We start from the raw sequence: 25,869 nt of genomic DNA, 5'->3' as shown, positions 1-25,869 counted from the left end.
CATGACGACGAACCTACGCTTTTGAAAGCAAACACCGCTAAACTTTTAGTCTTGACGTTAAGCGCCTTCACAACCCTGAATAGGGCCGCGATATTTTCTTCTGAACTACCAATTTCTGACTATCAAGAATTACGCTCAGCGACCTCGACTGCAGAACGATACAAAGCGACGCCCCATGCGGGGCTTCCACTTTCTATCTTTTTCAATGCAACGCGTCGGTAGCAACTATGGCATCGGTATCAGAGTTCCACGGGCCACAGCTCCTCTTCAAGCCGAGCCATCGACTTCCGCTATCGTATGAAGCATGGGGCTACGCACTCGCAATAAGCGACGCCTGCGCCATCGTCCTGACCGGCTGTATCTCCGTACTGACATATGCATACTTCTATTCTCACGCCCAGATTCCAGTTTTCAGCGAATTGAGCGCTCCGCTCGGCGCGAGCTTCATACTTGGCGGTCTGTATCTCGCCTCGGCACAAGCACGAGGGATATATCGCCCGTCATCGTTGCTGCGAAACGGAACCACGCTGACTAAGATACTGACGAACTGGGTAGGCGTCTTTCTCTTTGGCTCTTTGGCGGCGTTCCTGCTGAAAATCGGCGATCAATTCTCGCGAGGCGCTCTTATTCTTTACTTCGTGACCGGTGCCGCAGCGCTCGGAGTCGTAAGGTATTCCGCTGGACGTCTTCTAACGAACGCGCTTCGCCACGGCGGCCTCAAGCGCAAGCGGATCGCCCTCATCCAGGATTCAGACCTCCACGTTCCGCTGTCGACAACCAATGATATCATTCACTCTCTGTCGCAGCATGGTTATGAGATTGTTCGAACTTATCCGGCCAATGATCTCGCGGACACCTTGGACCAGAAAAGCGCGCTAGCCCGCGAAGACCTCCTCGATCTTAACCGCGACGGAAAACTCAACGAGATTGTCATTTGCGCCGGCGCTATAAATTCGAAACAGCTTACAACTCTGATGCATCAACTGCGTCGCATCCCCATTTCCGTGAAATTGATCCCGCATAGTGAGCTACATTCCCTTCTGCAACGACCGCTGGTCGACATCGGGGCCGGTGTTGCTGTCGAGTTGCAGCGCCGACCATGCTCAACGTTCGAACAGACCATAAAGCGCCTGATTGACGTTACTTTGGCCGGAGCCGGGCTACTCGCTCTGTGCCCAATGATGCTGATGATCGCGGCACTGATCCGCCTGGATAGCCCGGGACCAATATTCTTCGCACAAAGGCGCACTGGCTTTAACGGCCGCGTGTTTCGGATTCTCAAATTCCGCTCAATGACCACCGCAGATGACGGTAACGTTATCCGGCAAGCGTCGCGTGGCGACGCACGCATCACCAGGATCGGTGGCTGGCTCAGATCGACGAGCATCGACGAGCTGCCTCAGCTGATCAACGTTCTCCGCGGGGAGATGTCGATCGTCGGACCTCGCCCGCATGCCGTTGCGCATGACACGATCTACAGCAATTTGCTCGATAACTATGCGCTTCGCTACCGGATGCCGCCGGGCATTACGGGATGGGCCCAAGTCACCGGCTATCGCGGGGAGACGGCCACTACGGACCTTATGGCCAAGCGCGTGGAGCAAGATCTCTGGTACATCGAAAATTGGAGTCTGGCTCTCGATATCAAGATTATCTTTCGAACTATCTACTCGGTTATGAAAATTCGCGATGTCTACTGATCTACGGGGACGTCATTTAGCGTTCCCTGACTCGTTTGCCATTTTACGTTTTCTCTTCCGGAGAAATCGACATGTACAATACGAATCCGCATCATATTCTTCACATCATCACTCGCCTCGTTGCGGGAGGAGCTGATGAAAATACAGTCCTCAGCTGCAACCATTTTGCTCAACTGGGGCATCCCGTCACAATCATCTATGGTCACGACTTCGATCCAAAGATGATTGCCCGGTTGCATCCGGCGGTGAAAGCCATTCAGGTCAAGTCCCTCACCAGAAGCATCAGCCCGATGCGTGATCTGCGTGCCATGCGCACGATCAGGCGTCTGCTGTGGTGGCTCCGTCCAGACGTCGTACATACGCATACCAGCAAGGCTGGCGTCATCGGACGCATGGCGGCAATGAATATCCCAAGCCTCGCCGTCGTTCACGGAATCCATATCCTCGCTTTCATCAATGTCGGCTGGTTGCAGCGTCAGGTCTATGTTGCTCTGGAGCGTGTCACCGCATCATGCACCCATGCTTTCGTCGATGTGAGCCCCGGCATGATGGAACTAGCGCTCGCGCATGGCGTCGGCACCCCCGATTTGCACTATATCGTGCCCAGCGGCATGGACATTGATGCCTTCCGGAGCCGGCAAGCGCAGCACGTGCGCATCGAAACTCCGACGAGCCGTCCGCGCCGACGAGTTGTCTATCTCGCCAATTACGAACGGCGTAAGGCTCATCGCGAGTTGATCGACGGTGTCAGTGAGCGAAGGGCACAGTTTAGTGACACGACATTCGTGCTGGCCGGCACGGGCGCACTTGAGGCTCCGTTGAAGGAACACGTGTCCAATCTTGGTCTTCAGGAGATCATTGATGTATGCGGATACGTTTCGGATGCACCGGCACTGCTCGAGACGGCGGATCTGTGCATCTATTGCTCCGGTAGAGAGGGCCTGCCGCGGGCCGTCGTTCAATACTGTGCCAGCGGAAAACCTGCCGTTACTTTCGACCTGCCGGGTATCGAGGTGATTGTGAAGTCGGATTATAACGGCATGGTCTGCAAGCAGGGAGACTTTGATTCAATGCTGTCAGCCGTCCGCAGCCTGCTCGATGACCCGCTTCTTCTTGCCAGCATGAGTTCAAATGCAAAATCCATCGATCTCGAAAAGTGGTCGACTGCCAGTATGGGTGTGTCTCTAGAGACGATCTACCAAACTGCCATCATGCGAGCGCGAGCCATTGTACAATAACTCCTTCAGAGGCCGATTTGAGATCACACCGCGAAGTATCGTCACGGTCGGCATTGTCTGTTCGCTCGGCGCACTTTTCATGGGGCTTGAGCTGCGAACCCCGGTCGGCACGCTGAAACCCATCGACATTGTCACCTTGGGTCTTATTGCACTGTATCTATGCACGACGCATCCGCGTCACATCAGGACCAGTGCAGGCATGCTCCTTCTCGTCATGTTCTATCTGGTTTCGACGGTTCCGGCACTTTGGACTGGTGAACTGGTCTACATCAGCAAGCGATTCTTACAGATCACGATTCTTATCTCTCTTGGAATTCTCATCTGCAATATCGACACGTCCGGCCTGCGACGTTGGCACTACCAGCTACTTCTCGGGCTTCTGGCCGCGACGATTGCATTCAACGTCATTTGGCATGTCTCGCATGGCCATATCATCGTTTGGAAGCAGCTGGGCGATCCGAAATCGGCCTTTCTGTTTCTCCCGATGTGCATTGCGATCGGCCTCGTGATCGGGGCACTGCCGACCAACCGCTTCTGGCTCTCGATCTGGGCTCTGCTTTTTGTCTTGATTCTGATGTCAGCCGAGCGAAAGGCGCTGGTGCCGTTTCTGGCCGTTACACTCGCGGTGTTCCTCAATGTCCGGAACCTGGGCGCTCTCGTTCTGGCTGCGGCCGCGGGCGCCCTGGCCATGGCCTTTACGGACATCCTGACCGACGGACAGATATCACAGCGTGTCGGCAGTATATTTGTCGAGCAGGACCGAAATGAGATCTGGTACGCGATAGAAGGCGGCTTACCTTCCTCCATTAGCGATACCGCTCGCAAGCTTGGCACCGAAGTCGCGTGGGCGATGTTTTCCCAGAACCCGTTCCTGGGCGCAGGTACTGACGCAACCGGCAATTTCGCACGAACATATTTCGCAAACTACCCCCCGTATTTGCGGGCAGCCGTGCATAATGAATTTCTTCGCATGCTGGCCGAGAACGGGATTCTCGGTACGGGGATCGTACTTGCTGCGCTTGGCCGTTCAATGGTCCTTGGTATTCGTGATGCCGTCTGGATGCGCCGCCGCTTCAGCGACTATGCCTACATCCGACTCCTGTTCATCATCTTCATCCCGGTGCTGACCTACATGTGGTATGAAGGGTCCGGCACCGAGATGTTCGTGATCATCGTCTTGATTACCCTGATGCCGGACTTGCTGCCCAATATTGTCATGCGCGCGCGGGTTTCCGCGGAGCAATGCGCCGCAGCCGCCCGCGCGCAGCATACGATCGAACCCGGAAAACAGTATCGGTATATCATGGAGAACGGCGCCACTTGAGTTGGTGGCGACATGCAAGCACGAGGCCTGACGCAGATAATCCGGTTAGAACGTAGTAGTGAGTAGTCGTATGAGTGTTTCCGTTATCGTTACCTGCTTTGACGAGGGACCTTTTCTGCATGCAGCCATTGCCAGCGTGCTCGAGCAAAGTCGCGCTGACCTGATCGACCACATCGTTATCTGCGACGACGGGTCGGACGCAGAGACCCAGGCGATCCTGCAGGAGCTCCCCGCGCGCGATCCCCGCATATCGATCTTGCCGGTCGCCACAGACAAGATCCAGGGCATACGCGGCGTGTCGCTCAACCGCAATCGTGGCGTCGCGGTCACCGATAGCGACTATATCGCCTTCCTGGATGCCGACGATCTCTGGCGATTGGACAAACTCGAACGGCAGCTTTCCATCTTCGACGCCATGCCGGAGACCGCGCTCGTCTATACTGCATTCTCATTATTCTGGTCGGACAATCGCAAGCCGCCCGAAGTCGCTCCGCTCGTTGACCTTACCCTTCAGTCCGATCAGAGCCTGGCATATTTCATGGACGACCCCCCTATCGTCCCGTCTACGGTTCTGATGCGGCGATCATTATGGGACAAGCTTGGCGGCTTTGACGCGGCACTGGAAGTATTCGAGGACACTGAGTTCTTCTTCCGTGCAACGAGGCTGGGTCGGGTTGCAGGGGTGAAGATCCCTCTGGTCGACAAGCGACTTCACGAATCGGCCATGACCTCCAAACGTAACCAGTTGATGAAGCATCACGCTTACGTAGCGTTTCATATCGCCGCTCAGGATCCACGGCTACTTCGCTACGCAGCCAAGCGACTATCCGAACGTGCGCGAAAGCTCGGCAATCTGGAGGCGCTGGACGGCCGCAGCGAGAGCGCCGTGAATCTTCTGACGTCGGCGATCTATTTCAACCCGTTCAATCTGCGAGCCTTGCTCACCCTCGCATTGCACTATTTAGGCGGTGAATCGGCCATGAGAGCCGTAAAATTAACGCTGTCACGCGCGAGCCGATCATGACCGAGCAACGCCGCGTTATCTACTTCATCAATGGCCTCACGCGAGGTGGCGCCGAGATCGGGTTGCGCAGCCTGTTGGAGAACGGCCTTTTCGAAGGTTACGACTTCCGGGTCATCATTCTGCATAGAGGTTCCGCCGAGCTCAGGCGTGAAGTCGGGGCTTTAGCGGGCGAAGACCGAATTATCGAAGCTAGCACGTCGCCGAAGCTGACAATCCGCGGCTGCGTCATCGGAATGTATCTGCTGTTCCGGACCATCGTCACCTTCCGCCCGGACTCCGTCATCTTGTCACTTAAACAGGCAAACATCATCGGCCGGTTCGTTCTATATGCATTTCCCAAGGTCAAATGCATCGCCTTCGAGCACATTGCCGAGCTGGAGCGCGGACGCGCGGTCGCGTTGTATAGCAAGCTCCTGAGATTGACTTCCGGTCGCGTCGACAGCGTTTGGGCAGATTGCACCACGACATTGAATGCAACGCGCGTCTATTTCAAACCGCGGCCGCGTGAGGAAAAAGTCGTCCCGCTGTTTCTTGCCAGTGATGAAGCACCGCTGAAGAGCTGCTACGAACTCTCCGGCCCCGCGCGGATCGTAACCGCTGGTCGCCTGGTCAGTCGAAAACGCGTCGATCTCCTGCTCAAGGCAATTCGGATTCTCGCCGATCGTGGTCGTATCGTCGTTCTGACCATCTATGGCGAAGGTCCCATGAAATCCGCATTTCAACAATTGGCGAACGAGCTTGGCATTGGCCAACAGGTCGAATTCGCCGGTTTCAAGCATAAATGGTACGCCGATGCGGCTGAGCACGATCTCTTTATCCATATGAGTGACGAGGAAGGATTCTGTATCGTCGTCGCCGAAGCCATGATGGTGGGCTTGCCCGTTATCGCAAATGCGGTGGGCGGGATACGCGACTACTCTTGCGACGGGAGGACGGCGGTTCACCTGGCATCGATGGATCCGCAGTACGTGGCCGATATTATTGGGAGACATCTCGACTGCGAGAATCATCGGCAATATTTGGGCAATTGTGCCGCCGGCTGGATCAAATCAACATACCAGCGGGAGCGAGTGAAGGAGCTGTACAGGAGCGTTGAATTCTGAATCTCCTCCCGCGGATTGTTTCTGGGTTGACCGACCACGGTCGATTCATCAATCGGCGGCAGGGCCCAGAGACAACTACGCGGTTCAATCTATTTTCTAATGTTGGATTTTCCAGTTTCTGTTTTTTACGAGGCACGTCTTCTAATGAAAGCGGCTCAAGTTTTTGTTCTTGAGATCGACGGCAAGCCGACGCTTGTATTTAACGCACCTGATGCGGATATCGCTGGTGCAATGTGCGCCGACGATCTGCTTAGAACAGATCTCGAGTCGATGACCACCAATGGCGAGTCGATTTGCGCCCCTCATTCCCGCCTCGCATACCGCCCTGCCTCTCCACGCGAGATCTCGGCCTTTGAGCACGCGCATCTTCGTGCTCCCGCGTCGGATGAACCGACTATGGTATTCCTTATCAATGTCGATGGGATCGTCATGATATCCGTCGACCCTTCCGCTTGAGTCCAATGATCACCGATCCGATTTCTCCAACGGGCGTCTACTCATTGGAAATGCCTTTCGCGAACATGGGGGCAACGTGACGGATCCATCGAATAATGCTTGGTCGGTTGAGGACGATCAGAGATTGAGGGAACTCGCTATAGCGGGCCGATCCAATCTCGAGATCGCGCAAGACCTGGACCGCACCCTGGCCGCCGTCAAACGACGGGCCAGTTCTTTGGGTGTTCCGTTGGGCAGGGCCGGACGCGCGCGCGCCGGCATCTCGCGGTTTGGATAAAGCGAGCGCGCTTTAGCTCAAAATCGGGAGAACGCGCGCGGCCGTCAATATGACGCGGCACGAATGCGCATTAATGTTTCAGGGTAGACAGCGACGATAAGTCGATCGATGCGCGACAACATACTGACGCAACGATTGGCCGAGACGACAAATTACGTGCCTCATCACGCCGCTTCAGGATCGCCTGCTGCGCATTTATGGCCATCCTCAAAGTGGCACTGATAACTTCACCCGAGGGCGTCGCGCATTGCCAAACGGGTCGATCAATGTCACGATGACAGGTTTATGGCGGTCTGCGTTTAACGGCCTAGCCGAGAACCGAACTCTTCGTCCACCCCTTGCTTAGGCGCTCCGCGCTTGGTCGTCTTAGGGACAGATGTAACTCATGGGCTTTGATCGTCGTGGCAGCTCGGGTGCGTCCAATTTCTTTCGCTATTTCCTCCGGCGGCATGGTTCCCGCCAAGTGGTGAAGCATTGCAATTTCGTCGGCAGTCCAAGGCCGGTGTAACATGGCCATCTTTACCTCCTAATACTCAACTCAACCCAATGCCTAATACGCTGCAAATTTCATTCCAGACTTCGGAATTGAACCGTAAGCAACCATGCGTAATCATGGTTGATGGGCAAATCTCAGCGGAGATCTGGTGGACTTTTCAAGGTAACAAAATACAGAACATCGCATCCGCCTGATCGGATGTTACTACTCGTCTATGAATTTTAGACGAAATCCGCCTCGCACCGTTGGTACTGTCTCGTCAACGAACATATGGCTGCTCGCGACAGAACTGCCCACTCGCTCGTGTGAGCGCAAATCCAACGCAAGCTGGTATCCTCAGGACAATCGCGACATTTGATCAGAAGCGGCGTCGCCGCTACGAGGCACGTCGCCCATGCTCGCCGATGCGCCCAAGGTCCATAACAATTTTCACGGCACGGTTGGGGAAGCTCAATAAGCTATTTTATCTTGGCACATACCTGACACCCGCGTATCGGCAGATGTTCGCTTTGCAATAGCATCACCCATTCGCTAATCGACGAACCCAGTATCTCTGGCCGCCCCTTCTGCGTTTTCGGTAGCTGGACTTTGGGAAATTCCGAGGCGATCTTCGCTGCGCTCGATCACCGTGCGTGCTGCGCCAGCCTTGGCCTATCGAATCGTACGCCCAGCGCATCGAGGCGTTCGCGAACTGATCCGCGATATGGGCGAACGCTTTCCATGGTAAAAGCTTTCACACCAACCTTCGTCAGTAGCTCTTTGCGGCCCAGCGACATCGTCATCATGGACAACCTGGGACACCACAAATCCGCGGCCACCCGGCAGGCCGTCAACGCCGCCAAATCAAGGCTTTTATTCCCCTCCGCCAGCCGAGCAGCCGACGCACGACCTCATAAGGCCAAATGGCAACCGGGATGCACGTCGGAAAAGTGCGCTGACGCGACTCATTCAAGTCTGGATGGCCGCAATTGCCGTGCGTGTCGCGTTGCAGCTTCATGCTAAAATATCAGCGTGGATTCGCGATGCAGCCTTTCACCTTGCCCCTATGAACGCTTAAGCAGACCAGCTCATGGACCCGCTCGACAGCCCCAATTCCAGGCCAGCGCGTCTGGCAGCGCATTCATCACCGCAAGGAATTGCGGCTGATCTTGTTGCAGTGCTGGTAGCCGTGACCTCGGGCGAGCCTCGTGTTCTAACGATCCAGGATCAGCGCGCCCTGCCCTCCGGGCCTTTCGAACTCGCCCATCGTTCGCTGCAATCGGGACTCCGTGCCTGGGTCGAACGGCAGACACGGTTGCCGCTCGGTTATGTCGAACAGCTCTACACCTTTGCCGATCGCGATCGCGCTGGCGCCATTGGGCAGCACGTCATCTCGATCAGCTATCTTGGCCTGACCCGAGAACAACCGGCATTCGGCGAACACGAGGCCAGATGGCGCGGCTGGTATGATTATTTCCCCTGGGAGGATCATCGTGACGGCCCACCGCCGCTGATGGAGAAAGCTCTGCAGCCAGGGCTCAAAGCCTGGGCTTCTGCAGCATCCGACCGGGCGGCGCAGCGCGCTCGTCGGCAGCGTGCGGCAATGCTCTTCGGTTTCGAAGAGCACAGCTGGAACGAGGAACTGGTTCTGCAGCGATACGAACTATTATACGAGGCGAGACTGATCCCCGAGGCGACACGCGGCAATTCCTCGACATCCACGTCTACCCGTGAGGGTCTATCGAACACGCCGGGTCACCCCATGATCCTGGACCATCGCCGGATTCTGGCCACCGGAATTGCAAGACTCAGGGCCAAGATCAAATACCATCCTGTCGTGTTTGAATTGATGCCGGACACATTCACGCTGCTGCAATTGCAACGCTGTGTTGAGGCGCTGGCCGGACGGCAAGTGCACAAGCCGAATTTCCGCCGCCTGATAGAGCAGCAGGAACTCGTTGAGGAAACTGGCGAAACCAGCCAGGACACCGGCGGACGTCCTGCAAAACTCTTCCGCTTTCGCCGTGCCGTCCTTGCGGAACGCGCCGTCGCCGGGACCAAACTTCCCGTCTCGGGGGCTTGACAAGACTTATACTCCATTACAGTATAACATATGCTCAACGAGAGTATATGCCATGCTGTCGATTCCCGAACTACGTCCTTCGGAACATCTCTATGCGAAAGTGCGCCACGCGATCCCCGCGATCGAATGGTCGATGCTGTCAGAAGATATCGACGCGATCATCGCGTTGAAGCAAAGCCGCAACGCGGTCATCCTTGCCCACAATTATCAGACACCGGACATCTTCCACTGCGTCGCGGACATTGTCGGCGACAGCCTCGCGCTGGCGCGTGAAGCAATGCACGTGGAGGCCGACGTCATCGTTCTCGCCGGCGTTCACTTCATGGCTGAGACGGCCAAATTACTCAATCCGTCGAAGACCGTGCTGATTCCCGATCGCGGTGCCGGCTGCTCGCTTGCCGACTCCATCACGGCCGAGGACGTGAGGCTGCTGCGGCAAAACTATCCCGGCGTCCCGATCGTGACTTACGTGAACACTTCAGCTGCGGTGAAGGCCGAGTCGGATATCTGCTGCACCTCGGGCAATGCCAAGGCGGTGATCGAGTCGCTTGGCGTTGAACGCGTGATCATGCTGCCGGACGAATATCTGGCCAGGAACATCGCTGCCGAGACAGCCGTGAAAGTTATTACCTGGACCGGTCATTGCGAGGTGCACGAGCGCTTCAGCGCCGAAGAGGTGCGCCAATTGCGCGAGAACCACCCTGGTATCGTCGTACTCGCGCACCCCGAATGCCCGCCGGACGTCTTGGCGGAGGCCGATTTCGCCGGCTCGACGGCCGCCATGTCGTCCTACGTCGCAAGCAAACGACCACCGCGGGTCGTGCTTCTGACGGAATGCTCGATGAGCGACAATGTCGCCATCCAGTATCCGGACCTCGAATTCATCCGTCCGTGCAATCTTTGTCCGCACATGAAGACAATCACGCTCGGTAACATCCGTCACGCGTTGGAGACGATGCAGCACAAAGTCACGATCGACGACAGTGTCGCAGCGCGCGCACGCCTCGCGGTCGAACGAATGCTGGCCGTCACATGACAGCGTTGCACGATACGGACGGCGCTCCCCTCATCATCGGCGGCGGCATTGCCGGACTCATGACCGCCCTGGCGCTGGCGCCGCGGCCAGTATTGCTCCTGACCGGCGCACCGCTGGGCTCGGAATCGTCGAGCGCACTCGCACAAGGCGGTATCGCTGCCGGTATCGGGGCGGATGATAGTGCTTCGCTGCATCTGGCAGACACACTCGCCGCCGGTGACGGCTTGTGCGACGAGACCATCGCGGCCTCAATCCTCGCCGCAGCGCCCGCCGCAATCGAACAATTGGCGCGGCTCGGCGTCATTTTCGATCGGGATGCCAGCGGCAAGATAGTCCTCGGCCTCGAGGCCGCGCATTCGCGCCGCCGGATCATCCATGCCGGGGGTGACGCAACAGGCCGGGACGTTATTCGAGCCCTAGTCCGCAAGGTCCGCGAGACGCCTGCGATCACGGTGATCGAGGGGGCTACGGCACAGCGCCTGGTCGTCGAAGACAACGCAGTGGTAGGTCTTCTTGGCCATACCGGTCGAGGACCCGTGCTCTTTGCCACCGATCGTGTCGTCATCGCGACCGGTGGCATCGGAGGTCTGTTTCTGCATGGGACGAATCCGGCTGGATCCTTTGGCCAGGGCCTCGCGCTCGCAGCCCGCGCCGGCGCCGTCATGGCCGATCTTGAATTTATCCAATTCCATCCGACGGCGCTCGACAGCAAGTCCTCTCCACTGAAGCTCATCAGTGAGGCCGTACGCGGAGAAGGCGCGATCCTCATCGATGGGAATGGCGATCGCTTCATGGCCGGTGCCCCCGGTGCCGAGCTTGCGTCCCGCGATATCGTTGCACGTGCGGTCTGGCGGCACATCGCGGCGGGGCATCGGGTTTTTCTCGACGCAAGGGCCGTGAAGGGCCTCGACTTTGCGCGGCGTTTCCCGGCGATTACAGCGCTGTGTCGCGATGCAGGAATCGATCCTGTTACGCAGCCGATCCCAGTCCGTCCCGCTGCGCACTACCACATGGGCGGCATACGGGTTGACCAGAACGGGCGGACCTCCGTCGACGGCCTGTGGGCCTGCGGCGAAGCTGCCTGCACTGGCCTGCATGGCGCAAACCGGCTTGCCAGTAATTCACTCCTCGAGGCGGCCGTGTGTGGCGGCTGGGTTGCCCAGAATATTGCCGCAACGACCTCCACCCGGCGGCGCCAGCCAATGTTGCCCGATGGAGTAACAGACAGCGACCCAAGTTTGGTGCGCCCTATTCTGTCGCGTGCCGCAGGCGTGTTGCGCGATGGCGAAGGCCTGCGTGCCGCCGCTCGCGCGCTCTATTCCCTCGCAATCTCGCAGCAAGCTGCAAGCGATCCCGCAATTGTCGGCCTGATGATCGTGATCGCTGCCTTGCGCCGCCAGGAAAGCCGTGGCGCGCATGCACGCACCGACTTCCCGAAGCACACGGGTCTGGCACAGCGTTCGACGCTGCGCCTTGATGACGCGCTTCAAACCGCGCGAGAGGACATCCCGGAACTCGTCGCCTAACCCAAAGGATCGCCATGACGCCCTCGCCGCTCCCCCATGTCATGATCGAGCCATTGGTTCGCATGGCGTTGCTTGAAGATCTCGGACGAGCTGGAGATCTCACGACCGATGCGATCGTGCCAGCCGACAGACGCGCCACGACACTTCTTGTTGCGCGCCAGCCCGGCGTGGTGGCCGGGCTCGACCTGGCTCGACTCGCCTTTCAACTGATCGATCCCGCGATCAAGATGCATATCGAGCGCAACGACGGCGCAGTCCTGGCGCCCGGCGACGTGATCGCCACGATCACCGGCCCCGCGCGAGGTATTCTCACCGCTGAACGGGGTGCATTGAATTTCCTGTGCCGCCTGAGCGGCATTGCGACGGCAACGGCGTCCGTGGTTGCTGCGGTCCGAGACTACCAGACGAAAATTGTCTGCACGCGCAAGACAACGCCCGGGCTGCGCGCCATCGAAAAATATGCGATCCGCGTTGGCGGTGGCAGCAATCACCGGTTCGGCCTCGACGATGCTGTGCTCATCAAGGACAATCACGTCGCCATCGCCGGCAGCGTAACCGAGGCGTTGAAGCGGGCGAAAACCGGTGTCGGCCACCTGGTCAAGATCGAACTCGAAGTCGATACGCTCGATCAGCTGCGCGAGGCGCTCGATCACGGTGTAGACGCCGTTCTTCTCGACAATATGGACCCGGCGACGCTCACGAAAGCCGTCGCAATGGTCGCAGGTCGGGCGGTCACCGAAGCCTCTGGCCGCATCACACCCACGACAGCGCCACACATCGCTGCGACCGGCGTCGATCTGATCTCAATCGGCTGGCTCACCCATAGCGTCAGCGTTCTCGACATCGGGCTGGATTTCAAACGAGACGATTTGAAGATGTGAGTGAGGTTATTGATGTTGTTGCGGTCGAACTCAATATCAACAGAAAGCCTCAGCAACTATCCCGATTGCAACTTTGTACCAGTAGCTTCGTCGATCCCGCGCTGCGCGGCCTTCGTCCTCTAGCCCGCTTCTCTCGGGAGATCGAAAGCATCGGGTCTTTTCACTGCTCCGCAGTAAAATGCGCGCCCGATCAGTAAAGGCATCGTCAGGTTCTAACTTCGCGTGGCGACGTTCTTCAACGCCTGAGCATCGAGAAGGACAAGTGTACGATTCTTGACCAGAACCCAGCCGCACTCAGCCCAAGCGGATATGATTTTATTTGCGCGCTCCCGCGAAATGCCCACCATCTCGCTGACGCTCTGTTGCGTCATATTCACCACAAGGGATCCATCCATTTGCACATTCGGCTCCGCAAACTTTATGACGATATGGGCAAGACGAGCCTCCAGGCCGTGAAGGATCACCTCTTCCAGATGCTCGCTCGTCCATCTCAGGCGGGCACATAACAAATCAATGAACTTGGCAGCCAAAGCCGGCTCGGTTCTAACCAGGGGGATCAGATCGCGCCGCGCAATTCCCCAGATTTCACAATCGCTGTTCGCGATTGCATCGGTTGTTCGGTCGAGGCCATCCAGAACGGCAATCTCGCCAAATGTCTGACCGGCACCGATCAGATTTAACACCGCGCTCTTACCGTCAGGAGAGGATGCACACATCCGCACCGAGCCTTCCACAACTCCGAACAGGCATGTCCCAGGGTCTCCGCGTCGAAAAATGTAGTCTCCCCGTTCGAAGGTCTGGAAAGACGCGCGATGAAACAGCTGGGCAACCGTCTCGGGCGCGAGGTCGCTGAAGATCGCGTTCATACGTATGGCCGCCTGACGGCCCGCTGATCTCGCTGCCTTCGCTTTCGACACCGCGATGTTCCCTGTGCTCCGCACCGGTCCCAAATCAAGGTCTGTTTGGACGTCCGCACCGATCCAGCCGGCCAGCCCCGATCCGCACAGCCAATGGTGAGCCGGGACCTGGCGCCTTTGTGTCTCCTGTTTTCGCGATGCGCTGTACGTCCGGACGATCGCAAGCAAGCTGCGAGATCATCAATCCCGAGATCAATCGTGTCACCTGCGGAGCCGCGACACTTGTCCCATTCATCGTCACAACGGAACCGCTGCGCGTACCGGCGGCAAGCAGATTCCTGTGTACTGGCGACTCGTCTCCAACTGCCGACACATCGGGGCTTCGGATTGGGGACGCGCCATCTGCTGTTTCACGCCCCCCGCCCCCGAATACTCACTGACGGCCTTGTCGCTGCGAAGATAAGCACCCACGACGATTGCGTGCGTCCCTGTTGCCAATGCGTTGATCGTACTTTCCCTCCGTACCGGGCTGGAGCCCTTGTCATCTTGCTCTGGTCGCCCGGCAAGATCGAAGCGCACGTAATTCTCGTCTTCAAGCCGAGATTGCCGCCCTGACAACGGATAGCCAAATGGCGTGTCGCCGCGCTGAACCCAGACATCGACTGTCGTGGCTACGCCCTTGTTTTTGAATTCGATCAGCCACGTCCCGGACGGAGCGGTCAGCGAGGGCATTCCGAGATCAGCCGTGGGGGCCATAGCAAGGAATATCTGCGATCGCTCCCCGACTGCAGTATAGTATTTCGCGAAAAACCGGAGCTGGCCTGATATGCGCCACTGCCAGTTCTGGTTAGCCCCAATCCAAGGACTGCGCTGGTTGGTCGGAGTGGTAATCCTTATGGTGATTTCGGGCTGGGACTTCTCTGTTGCCTGTTTGGGCAGCCACAGCTCCATAAAGCTGTTGGCCTTATTGTCGGGCTGCACACGCCACCGCAAGCGCTTCGGCGGCTGGCCAGGGACTGATGCCTGAGGCAGTTCGACCACGGCATGACATCGCGCCAGATAGTGATTGCCGGCTGGCAGAACGACCCTGAGCGGTGCGGTGCGTGACGCTATCAACTGATCGATCGCAGCTTCCAGCTGTGACGTGCCATCGTGCGGGCCGGCAATGGTCCCATAACTCAGATTGATGACCACAGGGATCGGCCCCGTTCCTTCGGCCGCCGAAATCTGATCCGCACGACTGAGTATATAGGAGATGGCGGCGTAGACATTCGGAGTCAGGAATGCGCCCGACGTCTCCTCTGTCACCCACTTCGGCAATTGAACGCCGATGATATAGGGAAGCTTGGGATCTTCGGGAACCGCATGTTTCGGGTCGAGCCCGCAAGCAATGTCCATGACGTGCGTACCGTGCTTGGCGCGGCGAGCAGCCAAATTCTGACCGGCCAACCGATAGAACTCATCCTCATCCAGCAATCCAGTATGCGTGCAGGACGCCAGAAGCTGATTGATCTCATTCTCCTGCAGCTCACGTCCCCAACCGAAGCCGGCCGGCCTGCCTGTATTTGTATGATCGTCCTGGTTCCAGAAATACTTCACCCGCGATCGGCCATCCTGAAAGCGGAATCTCTCATGGGCGAACGCCAATCCGTCATCGATGATCGCGACAATTGCCCGCCGCGACGGACTCGTGGCAAGCAACGGCTGCTCGATCGGTTCAGTCTTCTCGAACAGATCTCGTCGTCGGCGTTCCAAGCTCGATTCGATTGATCGAGGACAGTAGGGGCGCAAACTGTTTAGCATCACCGCGCGATACCTTGCCGGAAACGAGTGCGGAAAGAGCCTCACGTCTCGCAATCGCCATACAGCATGTTAGATCGGCACCTCTCAGCGAGGGTGGCGCCCCCTGATAGACCGCAGGAATTCGAATGAACTGACCGAGCCCCGAGTGCACGACGGAACGGGCAAGGGCTTCCGCCGGTTCATCAAGCTCCAACAAGACCCAGAACCACTCACCCGGGAGATAAGCGAACTCCGTCAGCACTGCCCATTCGAGATAAGGTGAAACCCGCTTCCGTTGTTCTGCCATAACGCACACCTCGCGAATGCTATCGCCCTACTGCCATTTCCCAGCAGCTACTTCACCTCTGCAAGCGCCGCATCCCACAGCCACTTCATAATCGGTGATACAGCTGGCGGCGTGGAGGCGAGCAGATCGACATAGGGCGGATCAATCGGGGCGCTCAGCTTTTCCTGTCCGTTTGCTGGATTATAGAAATCATGGAAATTGAAGTCCTGAGTAGCTCCGTATCGCCCGCCGTCAAAACGCCAGGCGTTGAACCTCGGCCCACCTTTCGCCCGCAGAATGAAGTAGCGGGCAAGTGACAGTCCAAGCACCTGACCGGCGGCAGTGTCGACCGGGAAATGGACGCCGGCCACTGTGCGGTTGACCGCGATGCGTGCTGCCTGTCGCATCAACTGCTCACCTAGTCTCGGTTCGCGCCCGTACAGCTCCCACAGGATGCGCGCAATCATGTGATTTTCGGTTGAATGGCCGCTCGGAAATGTCCCGTGGCCTGGCGTCAGAATGATCGGTTGAACCTGAGACGACAGCTCATACGGTCGCCAGCACGCCAGAGCATGCTTGATGCGCATTTCCACCGCGGTCGCAAACCGAAGCGCAGCATCGAGCAGCTCTATCGTCTTCTTGGTGCGATCCGGATGTAAGTTCACCACCGAACTCCAGAACGCATATTGAGGGCCGAGCTGGGTCACGATTTCCGAAACACGATCCTCGCGAAGATCGGAATATTGATCCAGAAACTCCAGCTGGCCTTTGAAAGTGTCGACGGACGGGCGAATCAAAGTCGCGATCCGGCTCGATTTCGCTTTGGGGGACGGATCTGTCGCTGTGGTTTGAACATGGAACTGCCAGACCGTGACCGACTTCTCGCTCGGTGTCCGGGAGACGTTCTTGCCCTGATGCTTGTAGCTGAATCTCTCTGAGTGAGTTGTAAAATGGAGGTGCGACAGCAGTTCGAAGTCGATGACCGACGCCCGCACCCACGGCTCCCAGAGCGCGAGGTTCTTCTTGTCGTCCAGCGCACGCGGCGACCGATTGACGGTCTGACCGAGCCAGCTTCCGACGATACCGTCGCGGTGCTTGACGAGTGCATCGGCAACCAGCGGCGCCCCATAACTGCCGTAGGGCCCGGCTCCAGCACCGCCTGCGCCGCCTGCCCCTCCGGCACCGCCCGCTCCCCCAGCACCACCGGCGCCGCCTGCGCCCCCCGCACCGCCTTCAGGACCCATCGTGCACATGTTTTCGCTCCCGTTTTGCTAATTCGGTACACCAGCTCCCTGCAATGCGCTCGACCAGATGCGGCCGGTTTCATATCCCCCACTGGGGTGACGCTCGCGATATTTCGCGACGGTCAAGCCCGGCTCTAGTTTCATCAGTTCGGTCACCGTCTTGCGCGCCTCTTGTTGAAGGCCGAGCTGCCATTGCGCGATCGCCAGTGCGCGAAACGTGGATGTATGCGTGCGATTTGCGCGCAACGAACGGTTGGCAAGATCGATGGCGCGCTTGTATTGCCCGGCGGAGAGAGCAGCCGTTGCGGCCAGGGAATCGTAGAAGTATCTGTGAGGGTCGAGCGGCGACAGTTTCAGCGCGTGCTCGGTGTGTTCGACGGCCGACTTTCCTGCATCCTTGAAGGCGAGAAGCGTTCCCTTTAGCAGCCACGCCATCCCATCGTTGGGATTGACGCGCAGGGCGAGGTCATACTGCTCCTGCGCGACGTCAAATTGTTTCAGCAGATTGGTATGAGCAAAGCCCATAACCACCAGCGCGAGGGAACAGCGCGGATCGGCACTCAGCGCTCGCCGCCCGCAATCGAGCGCCAGTTGCGTATCCGCACTCCAGTCATCAGTCCATCCCTGCTGGACCCGCAATATGTGCCACTTCGCCATCCATGCCCATGGTACGGCCTGCCGGGGCATACGCTCGGTCAGGACCTGGAGCATCTGACGCGACCTGTGAAAATCCTGCACCGAAAGGCGATGCATGAGCGCGATCGCCCCCATCAACAACGTGTAGCTCTCGACGGTCGGGAGTGATTGCGACTGTGCACGTTCAAGCTCGCGCGCCATGATCGCCAAGCTGACCGCCGTCACAATGCCCGCGACAGCACCGTCCTTTCCGCTGATCAAAGCTGTCGCGCTACAAACGAACGAGTCAGACCAAACGATTGTCAGATTCGACGAAGATGCCAGTTCGAGGTTCACCCGCAGCTTACTTCCGGCCTTGCGGTAAGAGCCCGACAGAACGTAGTTCGCCGTCAAATAGCTACTGATCTCCTCGACCGAACTATCCCGCCCGCGAAAGACAGAAGTCGACAGGCGCGAGATGACGTTCAGCTCCGATGAACGCGAAAGCGCGGATATGATTTCGTCGGCGAGCACTTCGCCAATGACCCGATGTTCCGGACCATCATCCAGCCCGGTAAAAGGCACGACCGCGACAGTGGCGCGCAACTTCGGCATTGATACAGCACCTGGCTCGATCACGGGTCGCGGCCCTGGTGGGCCGACACGATACGCTCGAACGGGTTCATGCACATGTTTAAGGTAACAAGCTCCCAAATCCTCGACGTCGGCATCCAATACAGGCACGAGTTGGTCGCGAACATCGGCCGATACAACAATTTCCCCCGGCCCCGCTAAACTTGTGAGCCGGGCTGCAAGGTTAACGTCAGCCCCGTAAACATCGTGCTCGTCAGCAAGAAGATGACCGACGTGAGCTCCTTCACGCACGAGGATATACTGATCTTGCGGAACGCCTTCATTGATAACCGCACACGCATTCTGGACTGCAAAGGCAGCTTTCACTGCGAGGGGAGATTGAGGGAACTCCATGAGGAGCCCATCCCCAAGGCTCTTTACAAGCCGCCCCTCGAACCGCGGCAGGATATCTTCATCTACCGTTTTAACGAGTTTACGCCATCGCTGTACGGTGCTGGCCTCGTTCTCTTCCATCAGTCGCACGGACTCGACCACGTCCACGAAGAGCAGTGTGCGCACCACCCATTCCGGATTCTCGAATGCGAGTGAAGCGCTTGATCTAGCCATCAGTCACGCTGGTCACTGTTCTGATCCGCACTCTTGTGCACTAATGCGCACAAACTCGGCATCACCGGCGGATCACACTCAATTTTTTCCCGCCAAGAACTTGTTAGCTAGACTTGAACAACGGCGATTTCAGGACGCCGCACCTGACGACTAGATTGCACTCACGTCGCCACGTGAGTTGACTTCGATACGCCAGCCGTCGTCTTCAATACCTGCCGCCGGACCGAATGGTGCTATCCCGATCATAGACCAGGAGTTCTTCAGCCGGCAACTGCGACCTGCGCGTAGCGATGGCGCCTCCGACCCTGACGACGGATGCTTATCGTTAAAGCCTGAAACGATCTGCTTCACGATGGCGGGGACTGCGGCGGTCTGCCCAACCACGATCGCACACATGAGGGCGACGCAAATCACTCCGGCCCTAATCATCAAGCGGTGGTATAATCGACGATAGGATTGCTCCAGTTCATCTTCCGATGCACTCATGATTGCCTCCAGATAAGGCACATAGCCTTACTGCGTCCCGCTGGAGGTGGATGTGACGAGCGTCACATCTCGGGATGATTTTGTCTGATTGCCGATCCTCTTATCCCGGCCTCGCCGCCCGTTGAACCAAAAGATGGCGTATCAGGCTACGCGTGGCTTCGAGGAAGCGCAGCGTACTCTTGGTCGTAGCTGGCGTAGGATTCCTTGAGCGTCGCCAGATTGAGCAGCATCGTCGCGACCAGCGCGTTTAAGCTGTCGAAGACTTCGGTGCGCACCCACAGGCTCTCGGTGCGCTTGCTGCCGGACATCGCGACGACCTTGCGGTCTAAGCGGTAGTCTTCTCCAACGAACAGCGGACCTAGCCGCAGCCGAATTTCCTGATCGGCGAACAGGCCGACTGCCGGCCCCTTGACCGGTAGCCGATCCTTCTTGCTGCCGTGCTGAAACAACACGCTGAGCATTTCCATCGGAATGATCGCGCGTCCCCATGGCGAGTTGCCTGCGCTCTCGGGCGCGTAATATGGCGACGGCTCGGTGATCACCTTGAGCTTCTGTTCCAGCGAGAATGGATAGAGCTCGCCCATGTTCTGATCGAAATCCATCCGAACCGTCTGCGATGCGGTGGTCATGCCAAGCTTGATGTCGCGCAGGATTACGGCATCACTCAGCGGCTTCAGCTCGGTGAGTCGGATATCCAGGGCGGAGGGCGGCGCGTCACTGCCTATCGATGCACTGCCGCGCAACACCTCGGTGCCATCCCGCTTCACCATCCTGATCGTGCAATAATGCCCGCCATCGATCGGCTTTTCGACAATGGCCTGCACCTCCTCGCCCTCAAAGGCGGCAGCACGATAATGCGCCGAGATACAGCCCGTCTCGAACCAGTCCTTGCCCCACAGTCGTTCGCAGAGCGGTGCAAACTGGCTAAAATGGGTCGGGCCCTCGATGGTGCCGCCCTTGAAGCCGAGCTTCTGCGCGGTGGCATCGTCATGGATGGATGCGTGAGAGTCGTAAGTCTGCGCATGGAGCATCTGTCGGGGTTGTCGCCACGGGCCGATCAGTGCATTTCCGGCATCCTCAATTACCGTATCGAATGCTTTTGATATCATCGGAAACTCCTCCGGGAATGTGAGCCGTCGGTTCGTTGTGGCTACCAGGTATCGACACAGGGGCGCTTGCGACCCTCGCGTTGCGGCGGCTTCGGCACCGAACGCAGGCCGGCCATCACCCAGCGCCGTGTCTCGGCGGGGTCGATGACATTGTCGATCTCGAACACCGAGGCGATTGAGGTCGCCTTGCCGTTGGCATAGAGCTCGGCGACCTTGTTCTTGTAATAGGTCTCGCGCTCCACCGGGTCGGCGATCGCCTCCATCTCCTTGCGGAAACCGAGCCGCACGTAGCCTTCCAGCCCCATGCCGCCGAATTCGCCGGTCGGCCACGCCGCCGTGAAGAACGAAGCGTGAAAACCGCCGCCGATCATCGACTGCGCGCCGAGCCCATAGCCCTTGCGCAGCACGATGCCAAACAACGGCACCGTAATGCTCGCGCCGGTGACGAACATGCGCGCGACATGACGTACGATCGCGGTTTTCTCTGCCTCCGGTCCGACCATGAACCCCGGCGTATCGCAAAGCGACACGATCGGAATGTCGAATGCATCGCAGAGCTGCAGAAACCGTGCGGCCTTGTCCCCAGCCGCCGCATCGATGGCGCCGCCGAGATGTTTCGGATTATTGGCGATCAGACCGAATGGCTTGCCCTCGATACGAATGAACGCCGTGATCATGCCGACGCCGAAATCTCGCCGGATTTCGAGCACGGAGTCCTCATCAGCGATCAGATCGATCACCGCACGAATGTCATAGACGCGCAACCGGTTCTCCGGGATCGCACGGCGCAGCAGCCGCTGATCGGGCGCACGCCATTCGGTGACGGCGCCCTGGAAGTAGGACAGATATTTCTGCGCGGCCCGTGTCGCTTCCTCTTCGTCCTCGACGAGAATATCGACGACACCGTTCGGCGACTGGAACGACACCGGCCCGACTTCGGCCGGATGATAAACGCCGAGGCCCCCGCCCTCGATCATCGCAGGACCACCCATGCCGATCGAGGCGTTCTTCGTGGCGATGATAACGTCACAACAACCGAGCATCGCGGCATTGCCCGCGAAGCAATAGCCAGACACCACGCCGATCACCGGGACGAGGCCCGACAGTTTGGCGAATTGCACGAAGGACGGCCCGTCGAGGCCCGTCATGCCGAGCCGGTCGGTATCGCCTGGGCGACCGCCGCCGCCTTCGGCATAGAACACTAGCGGCATCCGCCATTGCTCGACCAGCGACAGCATACGGTCGATCTTCTTGTGGTTCATATGGCCCTGGGTGCCCGCCAGCACGGTATAGTCATAGGAGATCACCATACAGCGCGCTTCGTGCTCGCCGAATTTCGTGGCATTCACCGTAGCCGTACCGGCGACCAGGCCATCCGCCGGCGTGTTCTTGATGAGATCGTCGAGCGCGCGGCGGCGACGCTGGCCGGCAATGGCGAGGCTGCCATATTCCATGAACGAGCCGTCGTCGACCAGTTGCGCGATGTTCTCACGCGCGGTGCGCTGATTGGTCTTGCGGCGGCGCTCGACCGAAGAGGGCCGGTTTTCATCCAGCGTGTTGCCCTGGCGAGCGATCAGCTCGGCGAGATCCGGCCGGATGTGGTCAAGATCGATATCGGCTTCTTCCGTGGCGAAGTCGCCGGCCACGTCCCGAGGTTCGATATACAGAATGGGCTCGCCCTGCATCAGCGTGACCCCATCGGATGCCGCGATCCGGGTGACGCGACCGCCCTGCTCCGCAGTCACCAGATGCTCCATCTTCATGGATTCGATGATGGCGAGTTGCTGGCCGGCCCTGACCACATCGCCTTCGGCCACCGGAATGGACACGACCGTGCCCTGCAGCGGCGCCGCAACCGCGACCGATCCTTCCGGCACGGGCTGCACGACGCCGGCGGACGTCCGTGCATCACCGGTTGATCCGCTGGCGGCGAAAAGCGGCTTGCTCGCTGTCAGTGTGGCAGCGACCAGATCGGCGACGTTGCGATCGATAAAGCTGGTGCTGATCCGATTGGCCTGGAAGTCGGCATTGGCCAGGATCGCCTGCATCAACGGGATATTGGTGGCGACGCCCTCGATGCGGAATTCGCGCAGGGCCCGCGTGCCCTTGGCGATGGCGTCGGGCCATTTCGACGACGGCGTGTGGACGATCACCTTGGCCAGCAGCGAGTCGAATGCCGCGCTGGTCTTGTAACCGGCATAACCGAACGTATCGACACGCACGCCGGGGCCTGACGGCGGCTCGAAAATCGCGAGCGTGCCGCCGGTCGGTTTTGTGGCGCCGGTGGCATCCATGGTCTCCATATTGATGCGGAGCTGCATGGCGAAGCCGCGCGGACTCGGCACCGAGGCCTGATCGAGACCGAGCGACGCCAGCGTGGCGCCACCGGCAACGGCGAGCTGCGACCGCACCAGATCGACCGACAGCACTTCCTCGGTCACGGTATGCTCGACCTGCAGCCGCGGATTGGCCTCGATGAAGGCGAAGACGCCGTCGCTCTCGCCGGCTTCGCCATCGACCAGAAATTCGAAGGTGCCGAGGCTGTCATACTTCGCTTCCGCCGCAAGATTTTTGGCGGCTTCAACGATGCGGCTGCGCAATTTGTGTGACAGCGACGGACTCGGCGCAACTTCGACCAGCTTCTGATTACGGCGCTGGATCGTGCATTCACGCTCCCAGAGCTGGCTGATATCGCCGTGACGATCGCCGATGATCTGCACTTCGATATGACGGGCATTGCGAATGAGACGCTCGACATAGACGCCGTCGCTGCCGAAGGCCGCCTTAGCTTCTGACTGGCAGCGCGCATAGGCGTCGTCGAGATCCTCTGCGCGCTCGACAACGCGCATACCGCGGCCGCCGCCGCCAGCCATGGCCTTGATCATGACGGCGGCATGGCTACCGAGCGATGTGAAGAACGCCTTCACCTCATCAAGCGTCGTGGGGCCCGTGGTGCCCGCGATGATCGGCACACCGCAGCGCTTGGCGAGCTGCTTGGCCGCGACCTTGTCGCCGAACAGCTGCAATGCCGCGGGTGACGGGCCGACAAAGGTAATGCCCTCTTCGGCGCAGCGGCGGGCCAGATCGGCGTTCTCGCTGAGAAAGCCGTAGCCCGGATGCAGCGCATCGCAGCCGGTGGCTTTCGCGGCACCAATCACGCCTTCGATGTCGAGATAAGCGCGTGCACCACGGCCGGGGATTTCCGTGGACTCGTCGGCGATCCGTACATGCAGCGACAGCGCATCATCGGCCGGATACATCGCGACGGTGGCAAGGCCGGCGTCCGCCGCGGCGCGCGCGATACGAATGGCGATTTCGCCGCGATTGGCGATCAGCAACTTGCGAAAGGGCATCAAATTCTCCGTGAACAACAGACGCGATCCGGGGCAGCATCATCCACGCCCGGGGCCATGTAATTTTTCGATCTACTGCGGCGCGTTGGCGTCGAGTTCCTGCTTCTTCACCTTGCCGGTGGCGGTCATCGGCAGCGCGTCGATGATGCGGATCTCAGGCACCTTGTAGACGGCCATCCGTTCGACACACCACGCCTGCAGTTCGGCTGGCGTGATGGTGCCCCTCTCTTCCGGCTTGAGCTGGATGAAGGCGACCGGCACCTGCCCCTTGCCGGCATCGTCGCGGCCGACCACGCCAGATCCGAGAACCTTCGGATGCTGCCCGAGCAGCGCCTCAATCTCCGGCGGGAATACGCTCATGCCCTTGACCTTCAGCATCTCCTTGCGACGGCCGAGGAAGTGCAGGAAGCCGTCGGGATCGATGGTGCCGATGTCGCCGGTGCGCAGCCAGCCGTCGATCAACGACTCCGCTGTTGCTTCCGGCTTATTCCAGTAGCTCTTCAGCAGCGACGGCGTGCGAACGCGGATCTCGCCCTCGCCGCCGAGCGGCACGAGCTCACCGGTCTCGAAATCAGTAATCTTGAACTCAGCGCCGGGCACCGGCAGGCCAACGAAGATCGGCTGTGACAGAAGATCGAAATCATCGTCCTGGAAACCAGCGGTGAAGGTGTTGGACGTATGCGTTTCTGTCATCCCCCACGAAGCCTCCGTAAGGATCGTTCCGGTGAGATCCTTCCAGCGTTTGCGATATGCTGGATTAAGCTTCTTCACGAAGGACACGACGCGCACCTGATTGAGCGACGACAGGTCGAATTCCCCGAACCGCGGATGATCCATCAGCTCGACGGCACCATCCACCGGCATCGCAGTGACATTGACCTTGTAGCGATCGATTGCTGACAGCGCCCCGATCGCATCCCAGCGCGCCAGCAGAACAAGCGTTGCGCCCGTAAACATCGGGAAGATCAGGCCGAAATTCTCGCCGGCAATCCAGAATTCCGGGAAGAACGACAGAAAGACGCTGTCTTCATTGGCGACGACAGAGATGCCGTGATTGGCGGCGGCTGTATAGACCATATCGCGCTGGGTGTGCACGCAGCCCTTTGGCATCCCTGTGGTACCACCGGTGTAATTCAGCGCGGCGATATCATCGAGCCCGGCGGGCGGCAGCGGCTTTGGCGCGGGCAGCGCAGCCAGCGCTGGTAACAGATCGGTCGCACCGGGGATGGCAATGCGCGGCGCACTGATCGAGTCTGGAACGGGAATGGTCGGCTTGGCCGGAAGCACATCCGCAAAACTGGTAACGATCACTTCGCGCAGCTTGGACTCGCTTCGCACCTGGTCGACCACAGGCGCCAATTGATCCAGCGCCACGATGAATTCGGCGTCGGTATCATTCAACTCGTAGGACAATTCGAACGCGCGTGACAGCGGGCTTACGGGGACGTGGATAGCGCCAAGCTTGAGGATGCCGAAGAATACGATATGGAATTGTGGGCAGTTCGGCAGGAACACCGCGACCCGGTCGCCCTTGCGGACGCCCTTCTCCATCAGCAACGCCGCGAAGCGATCACTCTGCGCGTCGAGTTCGGCATAGGTGGTGACGTGACCATAAAAGATAACCGCAGGCTTTTCAGGATTACGCTTGGCCCACGCGCGCAAATATTCGGTGAGTGCCACCTCGCCATGCAGATATTGCGGCTTGTTCGGCGTGCCTTTCGGCCAAGCCTTAGCCCACAGCTCGTGCAGCTTGGCGAGATATTCAGTTTCTTTGGCGCTTGCGGTCATCACCGTCTTCCTTGTTCTTGGTCTTG

The 25,869-nt window shown here is 58.8% G+C and carries 18 protein-coding genes and 1 pseudogene; 11 read left to right on the top strand and 8 right to left on the bottom strand.

Going from position 1 to position 25,869, the window contains the following annotated elements; translation table 11 throughout:
• Positions 1 to 227 precede the first annotated feature (227 nt).
• From RSO67_RS25520 to nadC, 11 genes and pseudogenes are all read left to right on the top strand, one after another.
• On the top strand, positions 228 to 1,700 hold the full coding sequence (locus tag RSO67_RS25520; RefSeq protein WP_315841114.1) for an undecaprenyl-phosphate glucose phosphotransferase: 1,473 nt from the start codon (positions 228 to 230) through the stop codon (positions 1,698 to 1,700).
• A gap of 71 nt (positions 1,701 to 1,771) precedes the next feature.
• On the top strand, positions 1,772 to 2,938 hold the full coding sequence (locus RSO67_RS25515) for a glycosyltransferase (protein ID WP_315841113.1): 1,167 nt from the start codon (positions 1,772 to 1,774) through the stop codon (positions 2,936 to 2,938).
• 79 nt (positions 2,939 to 3,017) lie between these two features.
• Positions 3,018 to 4,262, top strand: a complete 1,245-nt coding sequence (locus RSO67_RS25510; RefSeq protein ID WP_315841112.1) for an O-antigen ligase family protein — start codon at positions 3,018 to 3,020, stop codon at positions 4,260 to 4,262.
• Between the two features lie 70 nt (positions 4,263 to 4,332).
• Entirely contained in the window at positions 4,333 to 5,286 is a 954-nt protein-coding gene (locus RSO67_RS25505) for a glycosyltransferase family 2 protein (protein WP_315841111.1), read from the top strand.
• A complete protein-coding gene (locus tag RSO67_RS25500; RefSeq protein ID WP_315841110.1) occupies positions 5,283 to 6,389 on the top strand; it encodes a glycosyltransferase in 1,107 nt (368 codons plus the stop codon). The genes RSO67_RS25505 and RSO67_RS25500 overlap by 4 nt, the downstream gene beginning before the upstream one ends.
• A gap of 144 nt (positions 6,390 to 6,533) precedes the next feature.
• Complete coding sequence (locus RSO67_RS25495) at positions 6,534 to 6,845, top strand: hypothetical protein (protein ID WP_315841109.1); 312 nt, start codon at positions 6,534 to 6,536, stop codon at positions 6,843 to 6,845.
• A 1,532-nt stretch (positions 6,846 to 8,377) separates the two neighbouring features.
• A pseudogene (locus RSO67_RS25490) lies at positions 8,378 to 8,476 on the top strand (IS630 family transposase); the annotation flags it as partial.
• A 211-nt stretch (positions 8,477 to 8,687) separates the two neighbouring features.
• Positions 8,688 to 9,680: an NrtR DNA-binding winged helix domain-containing protein gene (locus tag RSO67_RS25485; RefSeq protein ID WP_315841108.1), complete on the top strand. Its 993-nt coding sequence runs from the start codon at positions 8,688 to 8,690 to the stop codon at positions 9,678 to 9,680.
• A gap of 52 nt (positions 9,681 to 9,732) precedes the next feature.
• The gene (nadA, locus tag RSO67_RS25480; protein ID WP_315841107.1) at positions 9,733 to 10,716 is read left to right on the top strand and encodes a quinolinate synthase NadA; all 984 of its coding nucleotides are present in this window, start codon (positions 9,733 to 9,735) and stop codon (positions 10,714 to 10,716) included.
• Positions 10,713 to 12,242 (top strand): L-aspartate oxidase, encoded by a 1,530-nt coding sequence (locus RSO67_RS25475; protein ID WP_315841106.1) that lies wholly within the window; start codon positions 10,713 to 10,715, stop codon positions 12,240 to 12,242. The genes nadA and RSO67_RS25475 overlap by 4 nt, the downstream gene beginning before the upstream one ends.
• Positions 12,243 to 12,256: 14 nt before the next feature.
• Positions 12,257 to 13,123: a carboxylating nicotinate-nucleotide diphosphorylase gene (gene nadC / locus RSO67_RS25470; RefSeq protein ID WP_315841105.1), complete on the top strand. Its 867-nt coding sequence runs from the start codon at positions 12,257 to 12,259 to the stop codon at positions 13,121 to 13,123.
• Between the two features lie 212 nt (positions 13,124 to 13,335).
• Here nadC and RSO67_RS25465 read toward each other — a convergent pair whose 3' ends face one another.
• From RSO67_RS25465 to RSO67_RS25430, 8 genes are all read right to left on the bottom strand, one after another.
• Entirely contained in the window at positions 13,336 to 13,989 is a 654-nt protein-coding gene (locus RSO67_RS25465; RefSeq protein WP_315841104.1) for a Crp/Fnr family transcriptional regulator, read from the bottom strand.
• Between the two features lie 288 nt (positions 13,990 to 14,277).
• Positions 14,278 to 15,735 carry a hypothetical protein gene (locus RSO67_RS25460; protein WP_315841103.1) on the bottom strand — a complete coding sequence of 486 codons (1,458 nt, stop codon included), beginning with the start codon at positions 15,733 to 15,735 and terminating at the stop codon, positions 14,278 to 14,280.
• Positions 15,736 to 16,116: 381 nt separating this feature from the next.
• Positions 16,117 to 17,301: a phosphatase PAP2 family protein gene (locus RSO67_RS25455; RefSeq protein WP_315841102.1), complete on the bottom strand. Its 1,185-nt coding sequence runs from the start codon at positions 17,299 to 17,301 to the stop codon at positions 16,117 to 16,119.
• 18 nt (positions 17,302 to 17,319) lie between these two features.
• Positions 17,320 to 19,059, bottom strand: coding sequence for an adenylate/guanylate cyclase domain-containing protein (locus tag RSO67_RS25450; protein WP_315841101.1), 1,740 nt, complete (start codon positions 19,057 to 19,059; stop codon positions 17,320 to 17,322).
• 198 nt (positions 19,060 to 19,257) lie between these two features.
• Positions 19,258 to 19,593, bottom strand: coding sequence for a hypothetical protein (locus RSO67_RS25445; protein WP_315841100.1), 336 nt, complete (start codon positions 19,591 to 19,593; stop codon positions 19,258 to 19,260).
• 146 nt (positions 19,594 to 19,739) lie between these two features.
• The gene (locus RSO67_RS25440; protein WP_315841099.1) at positions 19,740 to 20,702 is read right to left on the bottom strand and encodes a hypothetical protein; all 963 of its coding nucleotides are present in this window, start codon (positions 20,700 to 20,702) and stop codon (positions 19,740 to 19,742) included.
• Positions 20,703 to 20,743: 41 nt separating this feature from the next.
• Positions 20,744 to 24,055 (bottom strand): acetyl-CoA carboxylase family protein, encoded by a 3,312-nt coding sequence (locus tag RSO67_RS25435; protein ID WP_315841098.1) that lies wholly within the window; start codon positions 24,053 to 24,055, stop codon positions 20,744 to 20,746.
• A 72-nt stretch (positions 24,056 to 24,127) separates the two neighbouring features.
• Entirely contained in the window at positions 24,128 to 25,843 is a 1,716-nt protein-coding gene (locus tag RSO67_RS25430) for an AMP-binding protein (protein WP_315841097.1), read from the bottom strand.
• Between the last annotated feature and the right edge of the window lie 26 nt (positions 25,844 to 25,869).

This window comes from Tardiphaga sp. 709 (genome assembly GCF_032401055.1).
Lineage (GTDB): Bacteria > Pseudomonadota > Alphaproteobacteria > Rhizobiales > Xanthobacteraceae > Tardiphaga.
Note: the sequence above shows the minus strand (reverse complement) of the source record. Positions and strands in the feature narration are given on the sequence as shown.